The following is a 25,507-nucleotide window of genomic DNA, read 5'->3' on the forward strand; positions in this document are numbered from 1 at the left end:
TGATCTCGTGGGCGACGAGAGATCATTAGGCCAGCAGAACACGATCGAGTCCGTTCGGCAGCGGGTGACATGACCAGGCAACTCTCCAGGACCAAGCGCTGGGCAACCGCCTACTGGGGCTGCGCCCTCGCACATGGACTAGGTCATCTGCTGGATCACCAGGGACTGCGTACCGTCACCAAGGCCGCTCTGATGCCAACGTTGGCAACCTGGTGCCGCGCGAGCGGTTGCCCACGCCTGCTGGTCGCTGCGCTCCTCGCCTCCGCCGCCGGCGACACTCTCCTCGACCAGAATCTGCTCCTGCCGGGCATGGCAATGTACGGCGCCGGACACGCCTGCTACGTCACGCTCTTCCTGCGGGGCCGCAACCACTCATCGTGGCAGTCCGTCGCCGTGTACGGCGGACTCAGCACCGGCATCGTGATGCTCCTCTGGCCCGGCCTAGGTCGGCTGCGAGCACCCGTCGCCGCCTACTCGCTGATGCTCACGGCGACCGCGGTGACGTCCAGCTGGTACGGCCGCCGCGCAGGTGTCGGCGGGGCTCTCTTCCTCGTCTCCGACGCCCTGATCGGAACCCGCCTGGCCGGGCACGACTTCCCGACCCGCGCTCCCCTGGTCGGCCTGACCTACACCGTCGCCCAGTACCAACTCGCCGCCGGCATCGTCACCCACGCGTCCAGCACCCCACCTTCGATGCCACAGAACCAGGTTTCCCCGTCCCAGTCGCAGGGCACCTGACAGTGCCTCCACCCGGGACGGTTGAGCCTGCGGCGTCCTGGAGTGGAGGTCCAACAGGGTTCGAGTTCAAGTGCGAAGGCTGAGACCGAGCACCTTGTGGGCGAGCAGGGTCGCGGCCAGGAAGACCAGGCTGGTGAACACGAGAGTTTCGAACCAGTCGATGCGTGCCGGTTTTCGCGCCGGCAGGATGATCGGGTTGTAGTACAGGATCGACACCGCGGTCACCGCGACCGAGAAGACCAATCCGGCCAACGGCGCCCACCGGAAGTCGGCGAACAACGCGCCGATCGTCAGTGCGGCAGCGGCGTACAGCGTGAGGTTGGTGCGCCCGAAGGCTCGCCAGGAGTCGTGCCGTGACGTCCCGGTTTTCACTGCGGCCCTGTACAGCTCGTAGGCCAACGAGAGTGTGAAGGCCGCGGCGAGAACCCACGCCGCGTGCTCGGCAAGATCCATCACGCCATCATAGGTTGCCTGGCTACATATACGCCATTAGCATGTCCAGGCATGACCGATTCTCAGGTTCGCGAACTGGTGGCGATCGGGCTGCCCGGCTACCACGTCCGACGTGTCGTGCCGCTCGGCGCGGGACTGGACAACGTCGCCTACGAGGTGAACAGCGAGCTGGTGGTTCGGATCGCCCGGGAGCCTGGTGCGGTACGGCGAGAGGCGGCGCTGCTCGATCTGCTCGGCGAGGTGAGCACGCTCCCTGCGCCGGAACCGGTCTTCGTCCTGCCCGAGCACGGCTGCATCGCCTATCGAAAGCTCCCGGGTACGCCATTCATCGACCTTCCACCGGACCGCCGGTCGGCCTGGGCTGCAGCTGTCGGCGCAGAGCTCGGAGGGTTCCTCTCCGCCCTGCACGCGTCCGATCCAGACCTCTGGACGGTCGTCGCAGACATCGACGACGAACCGTTGACCAACTGGCGTGACGAAGCGGCGGAGCTGTACGCAGACGTCGCAGAACGGCTGGCGCCCGGCCAGCGCCGCGGCATCGAGGACTTCTTGCGCGCGCCACTGCCTGACCCCGCACAGACGCTGGTCTTCTCCCACAACGACCTCGGCATCGAGCACGTACTCGTTGCCGAGAGCACCGGTTCGGTCTCCGGCATCATCGACTGGTCCGACGCTGCCATCTGTGACCCGGCCCGCGACCTCGGTCTGATCCTGCGCGACCTTGGCACCACCGGGTTCGAGGCCGCCCTCGAACGGTACCCGGCCGGCGTCGATCTCCGGGGCCGTGCCTGGTTCTACGCGCGCTGTTCCCTGCTCGAGGATCTTCAGTTCGGGCAGGAGCCCGGGCGCGAGACCTACCGCGACAAGTCGCTGGCCGCCCTGGGCGAGCTGTTCGCCTCGGACTGACGTCCGCAGGAGGCGACGCAAGTGTCGCGATACAGCGTCGAGACTGTCGCTCCTGCGCGGATTCGTCGGCGCGGCGGCACTTCTACGGTCAGGTCATGATCAACCTCGCATCGGATCCGCGGACGGCAGCCAAACTGGGCCGCCCCTTGTGGCAGCTCGCCGCGCTGTCCTTACTTGCGGCGCCCCGCGTCGTGCTGCACGACCTCGACCTGATCCCGAACACAGCGGTTGCAGGTCTGCTCGTCTTTGTTCCTGGTGCCATCTGGATCGCGGCCACGCTGCATTCGCGCGCACGATCGCCGTTGTTGACGCTGCTCGTCATCGGCACGTGCTACGGCGTCATCCTCGCGCTCGGGCACAATATGGCCTGGAACGAGGCGTTCGACGGCGCAGGCCCGAGTCTCGGCGGCAACCTGGAGGGAACCCTGTCACCGGGAGCCGAGGAGATCGTGCTCCGCGCGGCGGCGAGCATCAGCAGTTTGTTCACCGGCGCGGGAACCGGGTTGGTATGCGGCCTCGTAGCCGTACTCGTACAGGCTCTTCGCCGACGGTCCGCCGATCGCGGGTAGCCGGCTCAGCCGTTCACGAGCCCGCAGCGGTGCGCGAGCACGATCAGCTGAGCGCGGTCGCGGGATTGAAGCTTGGTCAGAAGGCGGCTAACATAGGTACGGGCGGTTTCCGGGCTGATGAACAGCGCGCGGCCGATCTCCTCGTTCGAGCAGCCGCGGCCGATCGCGGTCAGGACCTCGCGTTCGCGGTCGGTCAAGGCTTCGACCCTCGGGTCAGGCTTCACCGGACCGGCCGACCGAGCCAATCGTTGCATCAACTGATGTGCGATCGCAGGCGCCAGTACCGCGTCGCCTCGAGCGGCGACGCGGATCGCCTGTCGCAGGTCCTCAGGCTCGACATCCTTGAGCAGATAGCCTGTCGCGCCGACCCGCACCGCTTCGATCACCTCGTCGTGGTCGTCGAACGTGGTCAGGACCAGCACTGGGGTGCACGCGAGCGCGGGGTCCGCACGGATGGCGAGAATCGCCTCGATGCCTGACATCACCGGCATCCTCAGGTCCATGAGGTAGACGTCCGGGCGGAGTTGCCGCCCCAAGTCCAGGGCTTGCCGGCCGTCGCAGGCTTCGCCGACAACTCGCATGGTGTCGCCGCGGTCGATCAGTGCGCGCAGGCCTACTCGCACCAGCGCCTGGTCATCGACCAGCAGTACGCGAATCATCCGAACCCCCTGCCGGAAGGCTCGCGCTGACCCGCCAGCCGTTGTCGACGCTGATCTCGAGCACACCGGATACGGCGTGGACCCGTTCCCGCATTCCTTCCAGGCCGTTGCCGTACGGCGGAACGGCGGCCGACCAGGACCACGACGTGCCGTCGTCGATCACGTCGACAGTGAGGTTTCCGTGGCCGTCGGCACCGATGTCGACGCAAATAGACGAGGCGTCCGAGTGCTTGAGCGAATTCGTGACCGCCTCCTGCACCAGCCGATACACGACATGCTGAACCTCCGGATCGGCTCGCAGTCCATGGTCCATCCGTACGTCGACGTCGACGCCGGCCAGCCTCGGGCTCTGAAGAACGGCCGGAAGGTCGTCCAATGTGGGTACCGACGGCTGATCTCCCGGTGATCTGAGCAACGAGACCGTCGACCGAAGGTGAGCCATCGCCTCGATCACAGCAGTTCGCGCTCGATTCAGCGGATCCTCTCCGGAGACGGAGGTAACGCCGTACTTGTCCCTCGCGGCGCCCAGAAACAACGCGGCGACCGAGAGCGCGTGCCCGAGGGAATCGTGCAGATCACGAGCAAGCCCCAACCGCTGTCTGCGAGCGTTGGCTTCAGCCTGCAGGGTGCTCTCGCGCGCTGTCAGTTCGGCGACAGTGCGGCCGCGTTCCGCGAGCTCGCGGCGAGCCCGCACACCGTCTCCCAAGGCGATGACCGCCGCAATCAGGGCGGCGTGCGACACCAACTCGTACCCGAGCACGAACGCGATCGACTGTCCGCTCGCGAGCCGGTAACAGGTCGAGGCCAGCAACGCGACGGCTCCGGTCACTACGGCCGCAAGCGTGCGGCGAGCTTCGGCGGCGGAGTACAAGGCAGCAGCGATCGGCACTGCGACGCCGATCGCGGGGAAGCCGGCGGCGTAGTAGGTGAAGAAGCCGATCGCAGTCATGGCCAGCACCAGGGCCGGCGTCTGCCTGCGCAGCATCATCAACGCGCCCAGGCCCGCGGCCCACAGATAGGGCAGCGGATCGACCGGCCGCGAACTGGCCTGATCCGCCGCGACCGCCACCGAAACCGACCCGGCCACCGCAACCAGGAGCATCACATCCACACCCCGCGGCGAGACATGGCCCGCCCGCAGGATCATCCGTCGCTCCACCCAGCCGAGAATAGCCGCCCTACATGTAGCTACACAACCTATGCTGTCAACAATGGCAGGACGAATGCGGCTCGGCTTCGCGTCGGCACGCTGGCTTCTGTGGAAGGAACGCCCGTTACAGCAGACCTGGCTGCGTGCCCATTCTTGCCAAATCCCGGCGTTGGTGGCGAGAACGGGCAATTCGTTTACATCTGTCCGCGGTGCTGATCAGATTCCGTCACTCCAGACCACCGAGAGGACACCATGCGTACTTCCGCCCGTCGGCTGCTCGTGCCGGGCGCCGCGTTTCTCCTGGTCGTCGGTCTTGCCACTCCGACGACGGCCGGCGCCGAACCTCCCCCACCGCTCCCCACCGCCGGCGTCGCGGCCGCGGCAGGGAAGACACCTCTCGACCTGACGCTCATCACCGGTGACAAGGTCACGGTCGCGCCCGGTCCCGGCCGCGCTGTGTCGGTGCAGGCCGTCGAACGCGCTCCACGCTCGACGGGACCCGTACGGGTCAGCGTCGAGAACGGCGACACGTTCGTCTACCCCGGCGCCGCGATGCCGTACCTGGCAACCGGACAGCTCGACAAGCAGCTGTTCAACGTCAGCGAGCTGGTGGCCCAGGGGTACGACAACGCCAGGAGCAAGGATCTCCCGCTGGTCGTCACCGGCTCGCCCGGCGTGGCCGCCAAGTCCGCGCGCCGCTCGGCGCTGCCGGGCACGACCACCACGCTCGACCTGCCGTCGGTCGACGGCGTGGCCGTCAAGGCCGCGAAGGCGGAAGCGGCCGCGCTCTGGTCGGCGCTGACCGGGCAGAGCAGCCTGCGGGCGAAGGCGAGCAGCGCCTCGGCGCCCTCGTTCGCGGCGGGAATCGGCAAGGTCTGGCTCGACAGCAAGGCGCGGGCGATGCTCGCGGACACCACCACACAGATCGGCGCGCCCGCGGCGTGGGCGGCGGGAGTGACCGGCACGGGCGTGCGGGTCGCGGTGCTGGACTCCGGTGTGGACCTGGGGCACCCGGACCTGGCACCGCGGATCGTGGCGACCAAGAGCTTCGTGGCCGGTGAGGACGTCGTCGACCGCAACGGTCACGGCACGCACACCGCGTCGACCGTCGCCGGCACCGGCGCGGCCTCGGACGGCAAGGAACGTGGCGTCGCACCGGACGCCGACCTCATCGTGGGCAAGGTGCTCGGCGACAGCGGCTCCGGCCCGATCTCCGGGATCATCGCCGGGATGGAGTGGGCGGCGCGGACCGAGCACGCCAAGGTGATCAACATGAGCCTGGGGACGCCGGCCTGGCACACCCAGGACGATCCGCTGAGTCAGGCCGTGAACGAGCTGAGCGCCGAGACCGGTGCCCTGTTCGTGATCGCCGCGGGGAACTCGGGGAGCAGCCCGTACAGCGTCAGCTCACCGGGTACGGCGGACGCCGCCCTGACCGTCGGCGCGGTGGACGGTTCGGACCAGCTGGCCGACTTCTCCAGCGTCGGCCCGCGGCTGATGGACGACGGCCTCAAGCCCGACCTGACCGCACCCGGCGTCGACGTGCTGGCCGCGCGGTCGCAGTACACGAACGACGGAGGCGAGGGGTACTACCGGACGGACAGCGGTACGTCGATGGCGGCTCCGCACGTCGCCGGCGCGGCCGTCCTGCTCGCCGCGCAGCACCCGGACTGGAGCGGGCAGCAGCTCAAGGACGCGCTGATGAGCACCAGCAAGCTGACGCCCGCGTACACGCCGTACCAGGCGGGGACCGGGCGCGTCGACGTTGCGGCGGCCTCGCTGCACGGTCAGCTCCTCGCCAGCGGCTCGGTCGACGCCGGGCTCGTCCCATGGTCGCCGAAGCCGGGCCTGACGCCGGTCGAGCGGCAGATCAGCTACCGCAACACCACGGACAAGCCGCTCACGCTGCAGCTGTCCACCGACCGCGCCGGGATCTTCCGCCTCGCAGCGACCCAGGTGACAGTGCCGGCGAAGGGCACCGCCGCGGTCGGTGTCACGGCGGACCCGAACGGCCTGGCTCCAGGCCAGTACTCCGCCCAGGTCATCGCGACCTCCTCGACCGGCACCGTGCACACGGCCGTCGGGCTGGCCGTCGAGCCGAAAAAGTACAACCTGAACGTCCAGCTGAAGGACCAGGCCGGCAAGCCGGTCAGCGGTGAGGTCGAGGTCACCGGCGCGGACGGGAAATCCACCGTGCTGTGGGCAGCGGACGGCAAGCTGACCAGCCGCTGGGCGCCCGGCTCGTACACGATCGTCTCGACCCTGGACGTGCCCGGCAGCAACGGCCCGCACTCGCTCGGCCTGGCCTTCCTGACCGCCCCCGAGGTCGACCTGACCGCGGACCGGACCGTGGTCCTCGACGCGTCGCGCAGCCGTCCGATCAAGGTCGACACGCCCAAGCCGACGACCGTCACCACGAGCCGGTTCGACCTCTTCAGGTCCTTCACCTCGGCGCAACCGACCCCAGACGACAGGGCCGCGCTGCACGAGATCTTCATGCCGCCGCCGGACTACGACAGCTTCTGGGCGCTGCCGACGGAGAACAAGGTCCGCACTGGCAGCTTCGTGCTGACCACCCGGTTCCGGGCCGAACAGACGCCGCTGACGATCAGCTACGACGGCCGCAGCCTCGACGACTCACTGCTCGTTCAGCCCGGCTCCCCCGCGTTCCGCGCTGCTACGACGCGCGTCACGGCCGTCTTCGCCGGCACCGGCACGCCCGCCGAGTACGCCGGTCTGGCCGCGCGCGGCAAGGCGGTCGTCGTCCGCAACAGCATCGACGTACCGCCCGCGGACCGGGTCGCCGCGGCGCACGCCGCCGGCGCGGCCATGCTGCTCGTGGTCAACGACGGGATCGGCCGCTACAACGACTGGTACGGCGGAGCCGACGGCCGGACCCTCGGCCCGATCCCGACGGCGTCGCTCACCCTCGACGACGGCGAGGCGCTGATCAAGAAGCTCACCACACGCCGGACCGAGTTGACCGTCGCGGCCAACCCGGTGCCGTCGTACCTGTACGACCTGGTCGACTACCACCAGGGCAAGGTGCCGGACGACCCGTCCGCGGCCACGGACCCCGGCAGCCTCGCCCGGATCGAGAACGACTTCGCTCCCCCGAACGGGCAGCAGGTCCTGGAGAGCCGCGAGGACAGCCCGGCGTACGAGTACTTTCCGGCCTCCTTCCCGTACGCCGTCTACGGGTCGATCCGGGTACCGCGGTTCCCGGCGAAGCCCGCGGTCGGGCACCGGACGGACTGGGTGTCGGCGGGCGCGAAGTGGCAGCAGTACGCCTCGATCAACGGCTGGGCGACGTTCACCGACATCACGAGCTACCAGCCGGGCAGCGTGCAGAGCCAGCGCTGGTTCGGTCCGATCGTGCGGCCGCGGATGCTCGAGTTCGAGCTCCCGCACCGGGTCGGCAACGCGATGGGCGGCATGATCGCCGGGTTCGGTGACGGCGGGTCCGCGCACAGCGGCGACTCGCTGATGACGCGCAGCTTCGCGCTGTACCAGGGTGAGGAGAAGTTGGTCGGGAACGGCCCGCGGCCGGACTTCGGCGTGGGCGACCTGGCGCCGGAGAAGCGGCCGTACCGGTTGGTGGCCGACACCGTCGGGAACGCCGAGCTGACGCCGTACTCGACGAGCACGCACACCGAGTGGACCTTCACGTCCGGGGAGGCGGAGAACCAGCCGCTGCCGCTGGCCCAGCTCGACTACGGCGTGGACGTCGACGCGGCAGGGCGGGCGAAGCGGAACTCGGTCCTCGCCGTCAAGCCGGTGGTGCTGGGCAGCAGCGCCCGGCAGGACGCGGTGGTCTCGGTCGGGCTGGAGGTCTCGTACGACGACGGGGCGACGTGGCAACGGCTGCAACTGAAGGAGAGCAAGGGCAGCTGGCAGACGCGGCTGCAGGCGCCACCGCAGGCCGGGCAGGTGTCGCTGCGGGTCACGGCTAAGCAGCGCAACGGCGGCGGCATCAGCCAGACCATCGTCCGGGCCTTCGGGCTCAGATAATGCGGGCGGGCGGCCGGCGGACGCCGGTCGCCCGCACTTTCTCAAACGGTCCGCGAGAACGCCACGGTGTCAGCGGGGTGGGCGGAGTACTGCGAACGGGTCGGTGACGGTCAGTTCGCGGGCCGCGAACTTGTAGACGGTCGCCGGACGGCCGCCGCTCTGGCCGGGGCTGGCTCGGCGGTCGGTGGGGTCGATCACGTGTCTGCGGGTCAGGACGCGGGTGAGGTTGGTGGCGCCGAGCTCGTAGCCGAGTGCGGCGCCGAACAGATCACGGAGCTCCGCGATGGTGAACTCCAGCGGAGCCAGCGCGAAACCGATGTTCGTGTACGACAGTTTCGCGCGTAGCCGCGCGACCGCGGCCTCGATGAAGTAGTGATGATCGAACGCGGTCCGCGGCAGCTCGTCCACGGGGTGCCACTGCGTGTCGGACGGAAGCATCGGCTGTACGTCGGACGGAACCAGGCCCAGATACGCCGTCGCCAGGACGCGGGCCCGCGGATCACGATCGATCGCGCTGTGTGTGGCCAGCTGTTCGAGGTGCGCGACGTCGCGCACGTCGACCTTCGTCGCAAGGTGCCCGGTGATGGCCTCCCGGAGCCGCTCCGTGGGCTCGACTCCGCCGCCGGGAAGCGCCCAGCGGCCGCGGTACGGGCTCTGTGCGCGTTTCCACAGCAGCACGCACAGCCTGCCCTCGCGAACGGACAGGACCACAGCGAGCACCTCGTGCGGATAACTGCGGAAGTTAACCGGATCACCTTTCTTGGCTGTGGGCACGAGGCCGATGGTAGCGTGCCAGTTAGTTATCGCCTGTGAAGCGAAAACATCAGGGAGGGTGCAACAGATGGAAACGCAGACGGTCCGGAGCGCGGTGCTGACGGCATTGGCCGAGGACCAGGCGGCAGACGATGTCACCACCCGGTGGAGCGTCCCGGAGACGCTGGAGGCCGAGGCGACGATGATCGCCAAGCAGGCCGGTCGCGTGGCCGGTCTGACCGCCGTACAGGAGGTGTATGCCGCAGTCGATCCCACCGTGAAGGTGCGGACGGCTGTTGCCGACGGTGATCCCGTCGTCCCGGGGCAGCCGCTGGCGTGGATCAGCGGCGCGGCGCGGTCGATCATCACCGGCGAGCGGGTCGCGCTGAACTTCGCCCAGCGGATGTCGGGCATCGCAACCCTCACGTCGGCCTTCGTGGCCGCGATCGGAGCGCGTCCGGTCGCGCTCCTCGACACCCGAAAGACAGCACCCGGCCTCCGGGCCATGGACAAGTACGCCGTGAGTTGCGGCGGCGGGACCAACCACCGGCTCGACCTGTCCGCCATGGTGCTGCTGAAGGAGAACCATCTCGCCGCGGCCGGCGGCGTCCTCCCGGCCGTTCGCCGGGTCCGGGACGGCATGGCCGCCGAGGACAACGGCATGGCCATCGAGGTCGAGGTCACCACTGCCGATGAGGCCCGCGAAGCGCTGGACTGCCGGGTCGAGTGGATCCTGCTGGACAACATGACGATCGAGCAGATGGCCCTGATCGTCGAGTGGCGCAACACCTCCGGATCTCCCACCCGGCTCGAGGCCTCCGGCAACATCACCTTGGACACCATTGCGGATGTCGCCGCCACCGGCGTCGATGCCATCTCGGTCGGCGCCCTGACCCACTCCCCTACCGCACTCGACATCAGTCTGCTGGTGGCCGGCAACGACGGATGAACCAGGCATCGTCATGCCCAGTTATCGCTTACCAATCGAAAACCTCCCGGAAGAAGGACCTGTTGTGACCACGGCAATCAGCTGGCAGGAAGAGGTACGGCGCCTCGCCCAGGAGCGGGATGCGGTGATCCTCGCCCACAACTACCAGGAACCGGCGATCCAGGACGTGGCGGACCACGTCGGCGACTCACTCGCACTGTCGCGCATCGCGGCCAGTACCGATGCGTCCACGATCGTGTTCTGCGGCGTGCATTTCATGGCCGAAACCGCCAAACTCCTCAGCCCGGACAAGACCGTGCTGATCCCGACGGCCCAGGCGGGCTGCTCGCTGGCGGACACCATCGACGCCGACCAGCTCCGGGCCTGGAAGGCCGAGCACCCCGACGCCGTTGTTGTCGCCTATGTCAACACCAGCGCTGCGGTGAAGGCCGAGGCGGACGTCTGCTGTACGTCGTCCAACGCGGTCGAGGTGGTGAACTCGATTCCGGCGGACCGGCCGATCCTGTTCCTGCCCGATCAGTTCCTCGGCGCGCACGTCCGGCGACAGACCGGCCGGGACAACATCGAGGTGTGGATGGGCGAGTGTCATGTGCACGCCGGGATCAGCGCGGCCGACCTGCGCGCTCAGGTAGCCGCCGATCCCGCGGCCGAGGTCCTCGTACACCCCGAGTGCGGCTGCGCGTCGTCGGCCGTCTGGCTCGCCGGCGTCGGTGATCTTCCGGCCGAGCGGACCCACATCCTCTCCACCGCCGGCATGCTGGACACCGCTCGCGGCCTGACCGCCAAGACGGCTCTGGTCGCGACCGAGATCGGCATGCTCCATCAGCTGCGCAAGGTCAACCAGCGGACGACGTTCCTGCCGGTGAACCCGAAGGCCTCGTGCCGCTTCATGAAGATGATCACCCCGGAGCTGCTGGTGCGGTGCCTGCGGGAGGGACGCGACGAGATCCAGCTACCGCCTGAGGTCGTCGAGCGGGCCCGGCGCTCGGTCGAGCGGATGGTTGCCATCGGCAAGCCTGCGGGCGCTCGATGAAGCGCGTGGCCGATGTCGTCGTCATCGGCTCCGGCGTGGCGGGCCTGTCAACCGCACTCGGCCTCGCGGCGACCCGCGAAGTACTCCTGCTCAGCGCCGGCGACGGCAGCACACCCTGGGCGCAGGGTGGCATCTCGGCCGCGTACGGCGCGGACGATCCGCTCGACCACTTGTACGACACCGAGGTCGCGGGCGCGGGATTCTGCGATCCCCGCAACGTCCGTGCGCTGGTCGAGGAGGGACCGCAGCGTCTTGCCGAACTCATCGCCCAGGGGGCCCGCTTCGACCGCAACAGCGACGGCTCGCTGTCGAGGACCCTGGAGGGCGGCCACAGCCGTCCCCGGATCGTGCACGCAGGCGGTGACGCCACCGGCGCCGAGGTTCATCGCGCGCTCCTCAATGCCCTGCAGCGAAGCAGCGTCCAGACGGTGACCGGGCGTACCGCCGGTCTGCTCCAGTCGGAGTACGGAAGCGTGGTCGGCGTGCTCGTCGAGACGGGCACCGAGGTCCAGCAGATCGAGGCGCGCGCCGTCGTACTGGCCACCGGCGGTATCGGCAACGCGTACCTGGCCAGCACCAATCCCGCGACGGTGCGCGGTGACGGGATCGCCTTGGCGCTGCGAGCCGGCGCGTCGCTGGTGGACATGGAGTTCGTCCAGTTCCACCCGACCGCGCTCCACACCGGTGAGACCAGCGGTCAGTTGCCCCTGGTCACCGAGGCTGTCCGAGGTGAGGGCGCCGTACTGCGCGACGTCCACGGCCGCCGGATCATGGCCGGACGGCATCCGCGAGCCGACCTGGCGCCGCGAGACGTCGTCGCTCGGGCGATCGAGGCGACGATGCGCCGCGACGGATCGGACCATGTCTGGCTGGATGCGACGGCTGTCGCGCCCGACGTCCTGCGGAGGCGGTTCCCGACCGTACTGGCCTCGTGCGCACGCATCGGCGTCGACCTGCTGACCGAGCAGATACCGGTCGCGCCGGCCGAACACTTCCTGTGCGGCGGCGTTCGGACCGATCGGAACGGCGCAACCGACGTACCCGGCCTGTACGCGGTCGGCGAGGTCGCCGCGACCGGCGTCCATGGGGCCAACCGGCTCGCCTCGAACAGCCTGCTGGAAGGACTCGTCTTCGGACGACGCGTCGCAACGGCTCTGACCCTCGACCTCCCCGCCAAGGACGTCGGCCGCGCCCGTGAACTCCTGCTCGGCGAGGATCGGCACCCGGAGCGGATCCGCGCGATTCTCAGCAGGTACGCCGGCATCCGTCGCGACGGAGCCGGTCTGAACGCCGCCGCGGACGAGCTCGACGCCATGGGCACCGGACCGCTCGCGACGGTGGCGCGGGCTGTCGTCGTCGCGGCGACCGCCCGCCAGGACAGCCGCGGCTGTCACTGGCGTTCCGACCATCCGCACGCCGACGAACGGTGGGACGAGCACATCGTCGTACGCCTCGACCACGAAGGCCGCCCGACCACGCTGATCTCAGCCGTGGAGGCTGCGGTAGCGCTCGGCCGCCCCCGGGTGGAGCTTCAACGGGCTGGTACCGATGAGTGAGTTCGGATCAAGGTAGTGCGCGCCGACCGCAGCGGCCGGCACGAGCCCTGCCGCATGCCTGACGAGCACGTCGACGATCTTCGACGCGACCGCACGGGGCACCTCGGGCCGGCAGATCAGCAGGTTCGGTACGCCGATCGTGCTGACCTGTTCGGCACCGCTGTAGGTGCCGGCCGGGATCTGCGCCCGCTGGTAGACCACGCCGTACGCCGTGCGCAGCGTGGACAGCCAGCGATCGAGCGGCAGCAGGCGGATCGGCACCTGAGCGGAAAGATCCGACAGCCGCCGGGTCGGTACCCCGCCGGACCAGAACATCGCGTCGATCCGTCCGGCGGCAAGCGCGTCGGCGGCGTCCGACAGATGGAGGTTGGCGACCGCGGGGGCACGCTCGGCGTTCATGCCCGCCGCGATCAGGAGCCGGTTCGTGGTCAGCGCGGCACCGGCGCCTGGTGGCCCGGCAGAAATCGGCTTGCCGACCAGGTCAGGCAATTTGCGGACGGGTCCGGCCGCGCGGACCACGCACTGCAAATAGTTCTCGTACACCCTGCCGAGAGCGACAACCTCGCGAGACTGCGCCGTGGCATCGGCGAGGCAGATTGCCAAGTCTGCTTGTTTGAGACGCAGGAGCTCGAGGTTCCGCAGGCTGCCCTCGGTCGACCGCACCTCGACGGCCCGGGCGACCTTCGCAGCCGTCAGCTGGGTGGCGAGGAGTTGTGCGAACTCCAGGTAGAACCCGCCGCGCTCACCGCCGGCCACGACCAGCCGGTCCACGATGGGGTGGTCAGAGCTGCAACCACCGACGAGCGACGCCAGTCCGGCAGCCAGCAGAACCCGCCGGGACAAGCGCAGCATGTGCTGCCCAGTGCCTGCTTCGTCGCTCATGTCGCCGTCCGCAGGTCGACGTGAACCGCCAGGCCGTGTGGCGTCACCGCCTCGATCGTGAGCGTCCCGCCGGCGGCGCTCACCAACTGGTCGACGATCGCCAGGCCGAGGCCGCTGCCTCCCGGCGACTGGTGCTGATCGGCGCGCCAGAACCGCTGCAATGCCAACTCGCGTTGCTCCTGGGGAAGCCCTGGCCCGTCGTCGACGACACTCAGCCGGACGCCATCCGCGCCGGACTTCTCGATCCGGACGGTCACCCGCGCTCCGTGGCCGGCGTACTTGATCGCATTGTCGACGAGGGCGCCGACGATCTGTCGCAGGTCGGTTTCGCTGACCGCCACAGGCGGTACAGCGGCGAGCTCGGCTGCCAGGTCGACACCGTTCTCGGCAGCGAGCAGCCGCCATGCTCCCACTTCACCGGGCAGCACCTCGGACACCACCGACTGACCGGCCACGGCATCCGGGCGCCGGCTCTCGGCCTCGGCAAGCCTGAGCAGATCGTTGAGCAGCGCTTCGAGCCGATCGAGGTCCTGTTGGATGCCTGCGAACCGCGGGCTGGACGGATCGCGGAGCTCCGAGGCCAGGGCGTCGAGCCGGAGGCGGACGGCCGCCAGCGGGTTCCGCAGCTGGTGCGACGAATCGGCCACCATCCGGCGCTGCATCTCCAGGGATCGCGTGACCGTGGCCGCCATGTCCGCAAACGATCGGGTCAGATGGCGTAGCTCGGGCGGGCCGGACAGCATCACAGCCGGGCCCGTCGTCGGCGTCTCGGCAAGGCCGACGACCGCTTCCTCGAGCCGGCGGACCGGACGGACCACCCAGCGGGTGAGGAGAATCGCCAACTCGAGGAGGAGCAGCTCGGCAGCGATCGCCCCGGTCACGATCAGCGCCCAGTCGCGACGGACGCCGGAGATCGCCCGGCCGGCGTCGACGCGCAGCACGACTGCGCCGGCCAACTCATGGGGAGTGCCGACGGGACGGGCCAGCAGATGCCGTCGCTCGCTCCACGGCCGCACCGGGTCGAGGGTCGTCTGCGCGAGGTTCCGCGACGCGGAGGCCAGGGTCTCTCGCACACCCGGATCATTGAGATCCAGTGAGCCGGTGGACATCAGAGGGTGTCCGCTCGGGCCCACCAGCAGCAGGTCTTCGCCGTACACCTCGGTGATCCGGGACGCCTCCGCTTGCACGGTGGCCAGGTCGCCGGCGTCCCGCACCTCTCTGGCCAGTGCAGCGAGCCGGTCAAGCGTTGCGACGCGGCTGAGCAACAGCGCCTGCGTGCGAGCCTGAGAGGTGGTCGCGAGGAGCGGCAGCACCAACCCGGCCACTGCGACGAGGGAGAAGATCGTCAGCACGATCAGAACTCGCGTTCTCATGCGCCGAGCCGGTATCCGAACCCGCGGATGGTGGTGATCAGACCTGGACTGCCGAGTTTGACGCGTAGCTGGGCAAGATGGACGTCGAGCGCCCGCGAGCTCGCCAGGAAGGCGTCGCCCCACAGCTCGTCGAGGATCACCTCGCGGCTCACCGCGGCGCCAACTCGGCGCGCCAGCGCCCCGAGCAGGTCGAACTCCTTCGGAGTGAGCGCGATCTCCCGCTCGCCGACCCTGACGCGTCGAGCGGTCAGGTCGATCACGACGTCGCCCACCTCGACCACGCCAGCCGGCAGTGAGCTCCGGGCGCGACGGGTGACCACTACGTCGATCCGGGCCAGCAGCTCGCCCAACCGCACAGGCTTCACCAGATAGTCGTCCGCCCCGAGCCGCAGGCCGCGCACCACCGACCGCTCGTCACCGCGCGCGGTGACGACCACCAGCGGCACCTCGCTGACCTGGCGCAGCTTTCGCAGCACGTCCAGCCCGTCTCCGTCGGGCAGGCCGAGGTCCAGCAACACCACATCGGCCGAGCTGTGCCGAAGCAGCACGTCGGCGCCTCTGGAGACCCGATCCGGTTGGTGACCATGCGCGCCGAGGACGTCGACCAGCGCCTCACCGACGCTGTCGTCGTCCTCGGCGATCAGTATGCGCACGACGTCAATGTCGTGACAACGGCCGCACTGCGCAACCCCGGGCGCCGAATCCTTACGTGGCCTTGAGAACCACCTCTGGACCGGGTGCCGGTCGACACGCGCACGTCTGTTGTCGATACGCGCAGGATCGTGGGCGACGTCGTGGACGCGACAGTGCCGGGCCGTGTTCCTTGACACGGAGGACTCAGTTCTTCCTTCGTCGCCCCGTGGAGGCCGTCATGCCGTCTCGTATTCTTCAACGCCCGCGCAAGGCCGGTTGGTTGGCGGTGGCGATGAGCAGTGTCCTCGCCCTCCTCGCAAGTCTGCTGGTCGTCATCGCCTCGACGCCGGCTGAAGCCTCAACGGTGTTGGGCGAAGCACAGGCGCGGGATGTCGCCGCGAGGACAGGGCGCCAGGTCGAGGTCGGCACGCTGACCACCGAGACAGGGCAGGTGTTCGCCAATCCGGACGGTTCGTACACCCGGCACGAGTCGGCGTTGCCGGTCCGGGTCCGCGGGTCGTCCGGGTGGGTGCCGGTGAACATGACGTTGCGAGCCAGAGCGGACGGAACGGTAGCACCGGTCGCCGGCCCGCTCGATCTGGCATTCTCCGGGGGCGGCGATACGCCTCTGGTGCGGCTTCGCCGGGACGGCCGCGAGCTGGCTGTCGGCTGGCCGGGCAAACTCCCCCAGCCGGTGCTGTCCGGCGACACCGCGACGTACCAGGAGGTCTTTCCCGGTGTCGACCTCGTCCTCACTGCGTCGACTGCCGGTCTGTCGCAGATCCTGGTGGTCAAGAACGCGGCGGCCGCGGCGAACCCGGCGCTCGGATCGTTGCCGTATCGCCTCACCGCCAAGGGATTGACGGTGCATGCCACCGCGGCCGGCCTGACCGCGACGGATCCGGCCGGCGAGGTCGTGTTCAGCGGACCCGCGCCGTACATGTGGGATTCCTCCGGTCACGGGTCCGCCGTACAGCCCGGTGGCCGGGTCACGAAAGTTGGCGCCCAGGTGGCCGGGGATCAGCTGTCGCTGGTGCCGGATCGGGCGTTGCTGACCGCCAAGACCACCCGGTTCCCGGTCTACATCGACCCGTCGTGGTCCGGCATCAAGCAGGCCTGGACCCAGGTGTGGAGCAACTACCCGACCACGTCGTTCTACAACGGCGCGAACCTCGGCACTTCGGAGAAGGTCGCCCGGGTGGGCTACGACAGCACGGACAACAAGCGCACCCGCTCGTTCTTCCAGTTCGACACCAGCGGCGTGAAGTACAAGCACATCCTCAAGGCCACGCTGCAGACCTCCGCGAACTGGTCGTGGTCCTGCACCGTGCGCGAGGTGCAGGTGTGGGCGACCAACCCGATCTCCTCGGCGACGACCTGGAAGAACCAGCCGACCTGGGCGTACCAGATGGAGAAGAAGAGCTTCGCGAAGGGCTTTTCGTCGTCCAGTTGCCCGGCCGGCGGGGTGGAGTTCAACGTGACCAGCCAGGTCACCAACGCTGCGGCCAACGGCTGGTCCAACGTCACGCAGGGACTCCGGGCGTCGACGTGGGCGGAGAGCCACAACGATTCGTACTCGTGGAAGAAGTTCGCCAACAACCCGAGCATCACCATCGACTACAACACGATTCCCGACAGCCCGGCCAACCTCACCACCGAAGGCTCGGCCTCGTGCGTGACGGGCGCCGATCGGCTGGTCGTGTCCACGGTGACGCCGACGCTCCGAGCGACTCTCCAGGACGCCGACAACTCGGTCCAGGCGCACTTCGAGTGGTGGACGGTCGACGGTTCGGCCCCTGTCGGGGAGTACGTCTCGCCGACCGTCGCGGGTGCGACGCCGACGGTCGTGGCGACCACTGTTCCGTCGGGCGCCTTCGGCAACGGTGCGGTCGGCAAGTGGCGGGTGCGGGCCGAGGACGGCATCGACGTCAGCGCCTGGAGTCCGTGGTGTGAGTTCGCGGTGGACGCGACGGTTCCTGAGGCGCCGACGGCGGCGTCGTCGGGGTTCCCGGACAACGGGGCCGGCGACGCGGTGATGGGGACGAGCCTGCCGGTGACCTTCGGCGCGAACGGCGAGTCCGATGTCGTCAGGTACGAGTACGCCCTGAACGGGACCTCGACCGCGCTGAACCTGACCGCGACGCCGTCGGCGCCGGGTGGCGAGGTGACGGTCTCGGTCGTGCCGGATCGATACGTGAACTGGGTGCACGTCCGCTCGGTCGATGCCGGAGGCAACCGTTCCGCGGTGGTGACGGCGGTGTTCTACGCGGGCCCGGCTCCCGGCCCGGTCGCGAACTGGGGGCTGGACGAGACCGGTGACGGCACCGTGGCGGTCGACTCCGCGCCGGGAGGGCACAACGCCTCCCTGGGTGGCGGCGCTTCCTGGGGCGACGGCCGGCAAGGCGGTGCCCTGACGCTCAACGGCACCACGGGGTATGCGGCGACGAGCGGGGCGGTGGTCGACACGCTGAGCTCGTTCTCCCTGTCGGGCTGGGTGCGGCTGACCGACACGTCGCGGAACTCGGTGATCGCCACCCAGGTCGGGAACCAGGCCGGCGCCTTCACGTTGTACTACTCGAGCTCCTACCGGCGGTGGATCTTCAACCGCACCTCGGCCGACGTCGCGTCGCCGACGTACATTCGGGCGATCTCCACCACCGTGCCCGCCGCGGACGGCAGGTGGGTTCACCTGACCGGTGTGTACGACGCGCCGAACGCCCAGATCCGGCTTTACGTCAACGGTGTTCTCGAGGCCACCACGGCGTACACCACGCCGTGGAGCGCGGCCGGCTCGTTCCAGATCGGGCGGTCCAAGGTCAACGGCGTCTACGGCGAGTACTGGCCGGGTGACGTGGACCAGCTGCAGGTCTACAACCGGGTGTTGCTGCCGGGCGAGATCCAGCAGGTGGCCCGGCGCGACGGTCAGTGGCTGATGGACGAGAGCTCCGGCACGACGGCCGGGGACACCGGCGGGGCGCATCCGGCCAGTTGGTCGGCCAGCGGTGTGACACGCGTCGCCGGCAAGACCGGCAACGCGGTGCAGCTGAACGGCACCACCGGTGTGTTGACGGCGTCAGGGCCGGCGGTCCGCACCGACGGCAGCTTCACGGTCGCCGCCTGGGTGAAGCCGTCCGCGGTTGGCAAGAACGAAGTCGTGATCAGTCAGGACGGCTCGCAGGTGAGCGGTTTCAGCCTCGGATACGCCTGGGACGACATGTACGGCGGCTACCGCTGGTCGATGGCGATGCCGGTCGCGGACTCGGCGGTGGCGGAGGTGCACACGGCGGTCGGCCCGTTCGACGAGCCGGTGGCCGGCGGGTGGACACACGTCGCGGGGGTGTACGACGCGAAGGACCAGACGCTGCGGCTGTACGTCGGCGGCCAATTCGTGGCCGAGACGTATCACCGCAGCGCGTGGAACGCGACCGGGGCGGCACGCTTCGGAGCGGGATGGACGTCGGCGGCCGGCCTCGGTGGCTTCTTCACCGGCGCCATCGACGACGTTCAGATGTATGCCGGCGTGCTCTCGGATCAGCAGATCGCCGACCTGTACTTGCCGTCCCAGCAGTGACCCGCCCGCCCGTGGGCACAGTTCCGCCCCGCCCCATGAAAGGAGTGGCGCCATGCTGGTGCCGTTCACCGGAATAGTCACGGCCGTCGCGCTCGCGGCCACCTGCCTGGTCGACATACCCGCCGCGCGGGCCGATGTCGGTACGTCGAACGCGTGGCGGCCGGCGGCGCAGACCGAGTTCTCGGTGCCTGGGCACGACTCCGCGCCGAGGTCGCGTCCGGCCGATCCGAAGGCAGCGTCCGTGCTGCACCAACCTCCACAGGTCAGTCGACCGGAGCCGGGTGCGGCGGAGGTGTCGCTCCCCCGCGACGGCACCACTGCGCAGGCCGGCCGGTTGCCGGTTCGGGTCGGCGCGGGGCGGGTCCAGGGCGCCGCGTCGACGCCCGTGAGCCGGGTCCGCGTTCAGGTCCACGACCGTTCGGCTGCCGAAAAGGTGGGCGCTTCGGGGATGCTGTTCAGCGTCGGTCGCACCGACCAGGGTGCGAGTGGCCAGGTGAAGGTCGAGGTGGACTACTCGGCGTTCCGTTCGGCGTACGGCGGTGACTGGGCAAGCCGGCTGCGGCTCGTACGGCTGCCGGCGTGTGCGCTGACCACACCGGACAAGGCCGGGTGCGCGGACGGGCAGGTGCTGAAGTCCAGTGTCACCGGCGACAACCGGATCGCCACCGAGGTCGCCGCGTCGAGTGAGGCGACAGTGCTGGCGTTGACGTCGGCACCGTCGGGCAGCGCGGGTAGCTACAAGCCGACCGCGTTGTCGGCGTCGGCGTCGTGGAACGCGGGCGGCTCGTCGGGTGCGTTCTCGTGGGGTTACTCGATGGACAGCCCCGACAGTTTCGGCGGCCCGGAACCGGACCTGGATCTCGGCTATTCGTCGGGTGACATCGACGGCCGGGTGGCGTCGACGAACAACCAGTCGTCGTGGGTCGGGGAAGGCTGGGGTCTGGACGAGGGGTTCGTCGAGCGGCGGTACACATCGTGCTCGGATGAGATTTCGACGACGCCGAAGCCGCAGGACCTGTGCTGGGAGACCGACAACGCGTACCTGGTGCTGGGTGGGACCGCGTCCGAACTGGTCCGTGACGACGCCACCGGTACCTGGAAGCTGCGGGACGACGACGGTTCGCGGCTGGAGCGGTTGACCGGTGGAGTGAACGGCGACAACGACGGCGAGCACTGGCGGCTGACATCGCTGGACGGCACGCAGTACTACTTCGGGCTGAACCGGCTGCCGGGGTGGGCCACAGGTAACGAGGAGACCGGATCGGTCTGGACGGCGCCGGTGTTCGGCAACGACACGGGCGAGCCGTGCCACGGGGCGTCGTTCGCGGCGTCGTACTGCACGCAGGCGTGGCGCTGGAACCTGGACTACGTGGTCGACCCGAACGGCAACGCGATGTCGTACTTCTACGGCAGCGAGACGAACTACTACGGCCGGAACCTGACCGCGACCGCCGGCACCCAGTACGTGCGCGGCGGGTACCTGAAGCGGATCGACTACGGCCAGCGGTCCACGACGATGTACTCGGCGCCGGCTCCGATGCGGGTGTCGTTCACGGTGGACGAGCGCTGCGCGGCGGGTGCGACCTGCGGCACCGGCGACATCACGTCGGCCAATGCCGCGAACTGGCCGGACGTGCCGTACGACCAGAACTGTTCGGCGGGTAAGTCGTGCACGGGGTTGTATTCGCCCACGTTCTGGACGCGCAAGCGGTTGGCGACGGTGACGACCCAGCTGTGGGTGTCCGGGACGACCTACCGGGACGCGACGTCGTGGGCGTTGGGCTACGAGTTCCGTGACCCCGGTGACGGAACATCGCCGGCGTTGTGGCTGGCGTCGATCACCGCGACCGGCAAGGTCGGCGGGACCGCGTCGCTTCCTTCGGTGTCGTTCCAGGGTGTGCAGCTGGCCAACCGGGTGGACGCCGCGGAGGGGATTCCGCCGATGTACAAGTGGCGGTTGACCGACGTGTACGACGAGGCCGGCGGGCACACCCACGTGAACTACTCGGCGCCGGAATGTACGGCGGGTTCGTTGCCGGCTCCGGACCAGAACACCAAGCGGTGTTTCCCGCAGTACTGGCAGGCCGACGGGTCGGAGTCGTTGACGCGGGACTGGTTCCACAAGTACGTGCCGGTCACGGTGCTGGAGGACGACCAGTCCGGCGTGGCCGGGATCGAGCGCACCGACTACGAGTACGTCGGCGGCGGCGCGTGGCACTACGACGACAACGAGCTGACGCCGCTGAAGTACCGCACCTGGGGACAGTGGCGCGGCTACGGCCGCGTGCGCGAGCTCCACGGCAACCCCGGCGAGACCCGCTCCCAGGAAGAAAGCCTGTACCTGCGCGGCATGGACGGCGACAAGCTTCCGAACGGCGGCACCCGGTCGGTGACAATCACCGACTCCCTCGGCGGCACGATCACCGATCATCCCGCGCTGGCCGGGTTCGAACGCGAGTCGCTCACCTACACCGAGGCAGGCGGCAGCGTACTGGAGGGCGCGATCACCGATCCGTTGATCTCCTCCCCCACTGCCACCCAGGTGACCCGCAACGGCACGCTCAAGGCCTACATGGTCAACGAGACCGCCGAACGACACCGTGAGGCGCTGTCGTCCGGAGAATGGCGCAACACCGAGACCCGCACCACCTACGACTCCTACGGACTCGAGGTCGAGGAGAACGACCTCGGCGACACCGCCAAGACCGGCGACGAGGAATGCACCCGCACCACGTACGCCCGCAACACCTCGTCGTACCTGATCGACCTCGAGGCCCGCGAGCAGACCGTGTCCGTGGCCTGCACCGCGACACCGTCGTACCCGGCCGACGCGGTGTCGGACGACCTGACCTACTACGACGGCTCCACCACGCTGGGTGCGGCGCCGACCAGGGGTGACGAGACCCTCAGCAAGGAACTCGCCTCCTACTCGGGCACCACGCCGGTCTACACCCAGGAAGGACGCACGGTCTACGACAGCTACGGCCGGCCGATCGAGACCTACGACCAGCTGGACCGCAAGTCGTCCGCCACCTACACCCCGGCCAGTGGCGCGGCCGTCACCGACATCACCGTGACCAACCCGGCCGGGTATGTGACCACGACGACCGTCGAGCCGGCGTTCGGTGAGTCGGTCGCCGAGGTCGACCAGAACGGGCGGCGTACCGACACCACGCGGGACCCGCTCGGCCGGATCACCGCGGTCTGGCTGCCGGACCGGTCAAAGGCGGCCGGGAAGACCCCGAACACCAAGTACTCGTACCTGATCCGCCAGGACGCGCCGTCGGTGATCACCACCGAGGAGGTTCGCGACGACGGCACGTACGAAGCCGGCTACGACCTGTACGACGGGCAATTACGGGAACGACAGACGCAGGATCCCGCAGCTGACGGCGGCCGGGTCGTGACCGACAAGTTCTACGACTCACGCGGCCTCGAGGTGAAGTCCAACGGCTCGTACTGGAACAGCGGCACCGCCGGTACGACGCTGCTCACCGGGGTGACCGACGCGGCCGTACCCGGCCAGGACGTGACCGTCTACGACGGCGCCGAACGCGAAACGGTGGAGATCTTCCGCTCGCACGGGTTCGAGAAGTGGCGCACCACCACGACGTACGGCGGAGACCGGATCAGCGTGGACCCGCCGGACGGCGATACGGCCACCACGTCGATCACCGATGCCGACGACGCGGTGGTCGAGCTGCGCCAGTACACCGGCGGCTCGCCGACCGGTTCGTACGACGCGACGACGTACACCTATAACAACCGCGGCGACGTGGTCGCCACGACCGACCCGGCGGGCAACACCTGGAACACCAGCTACGACCTGCGCGGCCGGGTCACCCAACGCGAAGACCCCGACACCGGGACGAGCAGTTTCACCTACGACAATGCCGGCCAGATCCTCACCAGCATCGATGCGCGCGGCACGACCCTCGCTTATACGTACGACGGCCTGGGACGCCGTACCGGCATGTACGACGGGTCCACGTCCGGCACCAAGCGCGCTCAGTGGACCTACGACACACTCGTCTCGGGCACCAGCGTCAAGGGCATGCTCGCGACCTCGACCCGCTTCGTGAACGGCAACGCCTACACCAAGTCGGTCGACGCCTACGACATCCGGTACCGGCCGCTGACCAGCACGGTCACGATTCCCGCGTCCGAGGGCGCGTTGGCCGGGTCGTACAAGACCAACACCGGCTACACCGCCACCGGGCTGCCGTCGCTGGTGTCCTACCCGGCAGCGGGTGGGCTCGCGGCGGAGACGCTGCGGTACAGCTACGACGCGGCCGGCCGGTTGCAGACCGCCGGCAGTGGTCTCGGCACGATGCTCACCGCGGCGACCTACACGCCGTACGACGAGGTCGCCCAGTCGACCCTGTCCGCATCGACCGGCAAGCAGGTCGTCCATACCGCGTTCTACGACGACGCGACCCGGAACCTGGACCGCGTCCTGGTCGACCGCTCTACTGCCCCCGAACACCTGGCGGACGTGAAGTACACCTACGACCCGGCCGGCAACATCACCAAGATCGCCGACACACCGCAAGACGGCGTAAGTGATGTCCAGTGCTTCAGCTACGACTACCTGCGCCGACTCACCGAGGCGTGGACCCCTGCTGCCGACTGCGCCACCCAGCCCGGCGCCGGCGCACTGGCCGGGCCCGCGCCGTACTGGCAGGGCTGGAGCTACGACAAGACCGGCAACCGGCTCAGCGAGACCAACCACGACCCGGTCACCGGTGCCGCCACCACATCCAATTACACCTACCCCGCCGCCGGAGGGCCCCGGCCGCACGCGCTGGGCGGCGTCGCCACCGGTACCCGGAACGACACCTTCACCTACGATGCCGCGGGCAACACCACCGCCCGCAACGTCGCCGGGAAGGCCCAGACCCTCACCTGGGACGCGGAAGGCAGTCTGGCCACCCTCACCGAGAACGGCAAGGTGACCAGCTACCTGTACGACGCCGACGGCGAGCGGCTCATCGCCCGCGACACCGCCGGCACCACTCTGTACCTCGACAACACCGAACTCCACCTCAGCCCCACCGGGACGGTGACACCCACTCGCTACTACGACCTCGGCAGCACCAGCGCCGTCCGCAACGCGTCCGGTCTGACCTTCACCGTTGCCGACCACAACGGCACCAACACCCTTTCGGTCAACGCCACCGACCTGAGCCAGGAGCAACGCCGCTTCACCCCGTTCGGCGTCGACCGCGGCACGAAACCCGCGACCTGGCCCGACGAACACGGCTACGTCGACGGCGTCGACGACCCCACCGGACTCACCCATCTCGGCGCTCGCGAGTACGACTCCGCCCGCGGACGCTTCATCTCCACCGACCCGGTCGCCGACTTCGACAACCCGCAACAGCTCAACGGCTACGCGTACGCCGACAACACCCCGATCACGGCCAGCGACCCCGACGGCCAATGGCGCGTCCTGCCCGGCGGCCACTACTGCGACGGCTGCGGCGGCTACAACCACGCGCCCAAGAAGAAGAAGGCAAAGAAGCACAAGAAGGCCACCAAGAGTGCCGCCTCCCGCCACTACTGCGATGGCTGCGACTACCAGCGCTACCTCGCGAAGAAGAAGAAGGAGAAGATCGCGGCGGCCAAGCGGGCCGCCAAGAAGGCCGCGGCCAAGAAGGCGCGTGAGAAGGCGGCCAAGCTCAAGAAGAAGAAGGCCAAGAAGGCTGCCAAGAAGCCCAAGAAGAAGGAACACCGCAAGCGGCCGAAGAAGGGAGGGATCCTCGGCGGCGAGGACTACGCGCTGGTGAAGGTCGCCGGTGCCGGATTCGCGATCTGCCGGTTCATCAGGGGCACCCCGGCCAACACCTGCGCCGTCCTGGGCTCGGCCGTCGCCAAGGGGCACGCCGATGGCGGCGGGTGGTACTACGTCAAGTGGTACGTCGTCGCCCGCGGCACCTGGACCCTCTACCGGGTCGGCGAGATCTGGAAGAAGGGCGGCGTCACCCCACGAGGGCAACTCGGCAAGATCAAGGGCGAATTCAAAGCCGACGGAAAAGCGGGCAGACGGGGCATGGTGGCTTACCTGGCCTACAAGTGGCTCGAAGAAACGTGGTTCCACAGCCCGCCGAAGCGCACCTACAACATCAACATGTGCAACTTGACCAAGGATTATCCGGGCTGCTCGAGGCCAGTGAAACAGCAGCATTTCAGGCGCCCGTGGGAGCGCCGTTGAAAGTCAGGTAGCGAACGCTGGATCACGGTGCTCAGGCGCGGCTGCACGGGCGGGCTG

16 protein-coding genes are annotated in these 25,507 nt (G+C 68.9%); 9 read left to right on the forward strand and 7 right to left on the reverse strand.

Going from position 1 to position 25,507, the window contains the following annotated elements; translation table 11 throughout:
- Window positions 1-69 precede the first annotated feature (69 nt).
- Window positions 70-738, forward strand: coding sequence for a lysoplasmalogenase (locus tag ACWEOO_RS34170; protein ID WP_452146547.1), 669 nt, complete (start codon window positions 70-72; stop codon window positions 736-738).
- 66 nt (window positions 739-804) lie between these two features.
- On the opposite strand, the gene ACWEOO_RS34175 is transcribed toward ACWEOO_RS34170, so the two are convergent.
- Window positions 805-1,191, reverse strand: coding sequence for a hypothetical protein (locus tag ACWEOO_RS34175; protein ID WP_452146548.1), 387 nt, complete (start codon window positions 1,189-1,191; stop codon window positions 805-807).
- 51 nt (window positions 1,192-1,242) lie between these two features.
- Here ACWEOO_RS34175 and ACWEOO_RS34180 point away from each other — a divergent pair, with 51 nt between their 5' ends.
- Both ACWEOO_RS34180 and ACWEOO_RS34185 read left to right on the forward strand, forming a co-directional pair.
- A complete protein-coding gene (locus tag ACWEOO_RS34180) occupies window positions 1,243-2,097 on the forward strand; it encodes a phosphotransferase family protein (RefSeq protein ID WP_452146549.1) in 855 nt (284 codons plus the stop codon).
- A 95-nt stretch (window positions 2,098-2,192) separates the two neighbouring features.
- Entirely contained in the window at window positions 2,193-2,666 is a 474-nt protein-coding gene (locus ACWEOO_RS34185; RefSeq protein WP_452146550.1) for a hypothetical protein, read from the forward strand.
- Window positions 2,667-2,671: 5 nt separating this feature from the next.
- Here the strand turns inward: ACWEOO_RS34185 and ACWEOO_RS34190 are convergent, their stop codons facing one another.
- Window positions 2,672-3,325 (reverse strand): response regulator, encoded by a 654-nt coding sequence (locus tag ACWEOO_RS34190; RefSeq protein WP_452146551.1) that lies wholly within the window; start codon window positions 3,323-3,325, stop codon window positions 2,672-2,674.
- Window positions 3,300-4,664, reverse strand: a complete 1,365-nt coding sequence (locus ACWEOO_RS34195) for a sensor histidine kinase (protein ID WP_452146552.1) — start codon at window positions 4,662-4,664, stop codon at window positions 3,300-3,302. The genes ACWEOO_RS34190 and ACWEOO_RS34195 overlap by 26 nt, the downstream gene beginning before the upstream one ends.
- 63 nt (window positions 4,665-4,727) lie before the next feature.
- On the opposite strand from ACWEOO_RS34195, the gene ACWEOO_RS34200 reads away from it, so the two are divergent.
- Entirely contained in the window at window positions 4,728-8,486 is a 3,759-nt protein-coding gene (locus tag ACWEOO_RS34200; protein ID WP_452146553.1) for a S8 family serine peptidase, read from the forward strand.
- Between the two features lie 69 nt (window positions 8,487-8,555).
- Here ACWEOO_RS34200 and ACWEOO_RS34205 read toward each other — a convergent pair whose 3' ends face one another.
- Window positions 8,556-9,260: an NUDIX hydrolase gene (locus tag ACWEOO_RS34205; protein WP_452146554.1), complete on the reverse strand. Its 705-nt coding sequence runs from the start codon at window positions 9,258-9,260 to the stop codon at window positions 8,556-8,558.
- A gap of 67 nt (window positions 9,261-9,327) precedes the next feature.
- On the opposite strand from ACWEOO_RS34205, the gene nadC reads away from it, so the two are divergent.
- The 3 genes from nadC (at window position 9,328) to nadB (ending at window position 12,777) form a co-directional block, all read left to right on the forward strand.
- Window positions 9,328-10,188, forward strand: coding sequence for a carboxylating nicotinate-nucleotide diphosphorylase (nadC, locus tag ACWEOO_RS34210; RefSeq protein WP_452146555.1), 861 nt, complete (start codon window positions 9,328-9,330; stop codon window positions 10,186-10,188).
- Between the two features lie 64 nt (window positions 10,189-10,252).
- Window positions 10,253-11,221 (forward strand): quinolinate synthase NadA, encoded by a 969-nt coding sequence (gene nadA, locus ACWEOO_RS34215; RefSeq protein WP_452146556.1) that lies wholly within the window; start codon window positions 10,253-10,255, stop codon window positions 11,219-11,221.
- Window positions 11,218-12,777, forward strand: coding sequence for an L-aspartate oxidase (gene nadB / locus ACWEOO_RS34220; protein ID WP_452146557.1), 1,560 nt, complete (start codon window positions 11,218-11,220; stop codon window positions 12,775-12,777). Before nadA ends, nadB begins: the two co-directional genes overlap by 4 nt.
- Here nadB and ACWEOO_RS34225 read toward each other — a convergent pair.
- The 3 genes from ACWEOO_RS34225 to ACWEOO_RS34235 are packed head-to-tail and all read right to left on the reverse strand — an operon-like array spanning window position 12,706 to window position 15,685.
- A complete protein-coding gene (locus ACWEOO_RS34225) occupies window positions 12,706-13,659 on the reverse strand; it encodes a TAXI family TRAP transporter solute-binding subunit (RefSeq protein ID WP_452146558.1) in 954 nt (317 codons plus the stop codon). The genes nadB and ACWEOO_RS34225 overlap by 72 nt on opposite strands.
- Complete coding sequence (locus tag ACWEOO_RS34230) at window positions 13,656-15,032, reverse strand: sensor histidine kinase (protein ID WP_452146559.1); 1,377 nt, start codon at window positions 15,030-15,032, stop codon at window positions 13,656-13,658. The genes ACWEOO_RS34225 and ACWEOO_RS34230 overlap by 4 nt, the downstream gene beginning before the upstream one ends.
- Window positions 15,029-15,685, reverse strand: a complete 657-nt coding sequence (locus ACWEOO_RS34235) for a response regulator transcription factor (RefSeq protein WP_359924600.1) — start codon at window positions 15,683-15,685, stop codon at window positions 15,029-15,031. Before ACWEOO_RS34235 ends, ACWEOO_RS34230 begins: the two co-directional genes overlap by 4 nt.
- 218 nt (window positions 15,686-15,903) lie before the next feature.
- Here ACWEOO_RS34235 and ACWEOO_RS34240 point away from each other — a divergent pair, with 218 nt between their 5' ends.
- Both ACWEOO_RS34240 and ACWEOO_RS34245 read left to right on the forward strand, forming a co-directional pair.
- A complete protein-coding gene (locus ACWEOO_RS34240) occupies window positions 15,904-19,236 on the forward strand; it encodes a LamG-like jellyroll fold domain-containing protein (protein WP_452146560.1) in 3,333 nt (1,110 codons plus the stop codon).
- A gap of 52 nt (window positions 19,237-19,288) precedes the next feature.
- The gene (locus tag ACWEOO_RS34245; RefSeq protein WP_452146561.1) at window positions 19,289-25,450 is read left to right on the forward strand and encodes an RHS repeat-associated core domain-containing protein; all 6,162 of its coding nucleotides are present in this window, start codon (window positions 19,289-19,291) and stop codon (window positions 25,448-25,450) included.
- Window positions 25,451-25,507 lie beyond the last annotated feature (57 nt).

The sequence above is a fragment of the Kribbella sp. NPDC004138 genome, from assembly GCF_053603655.1.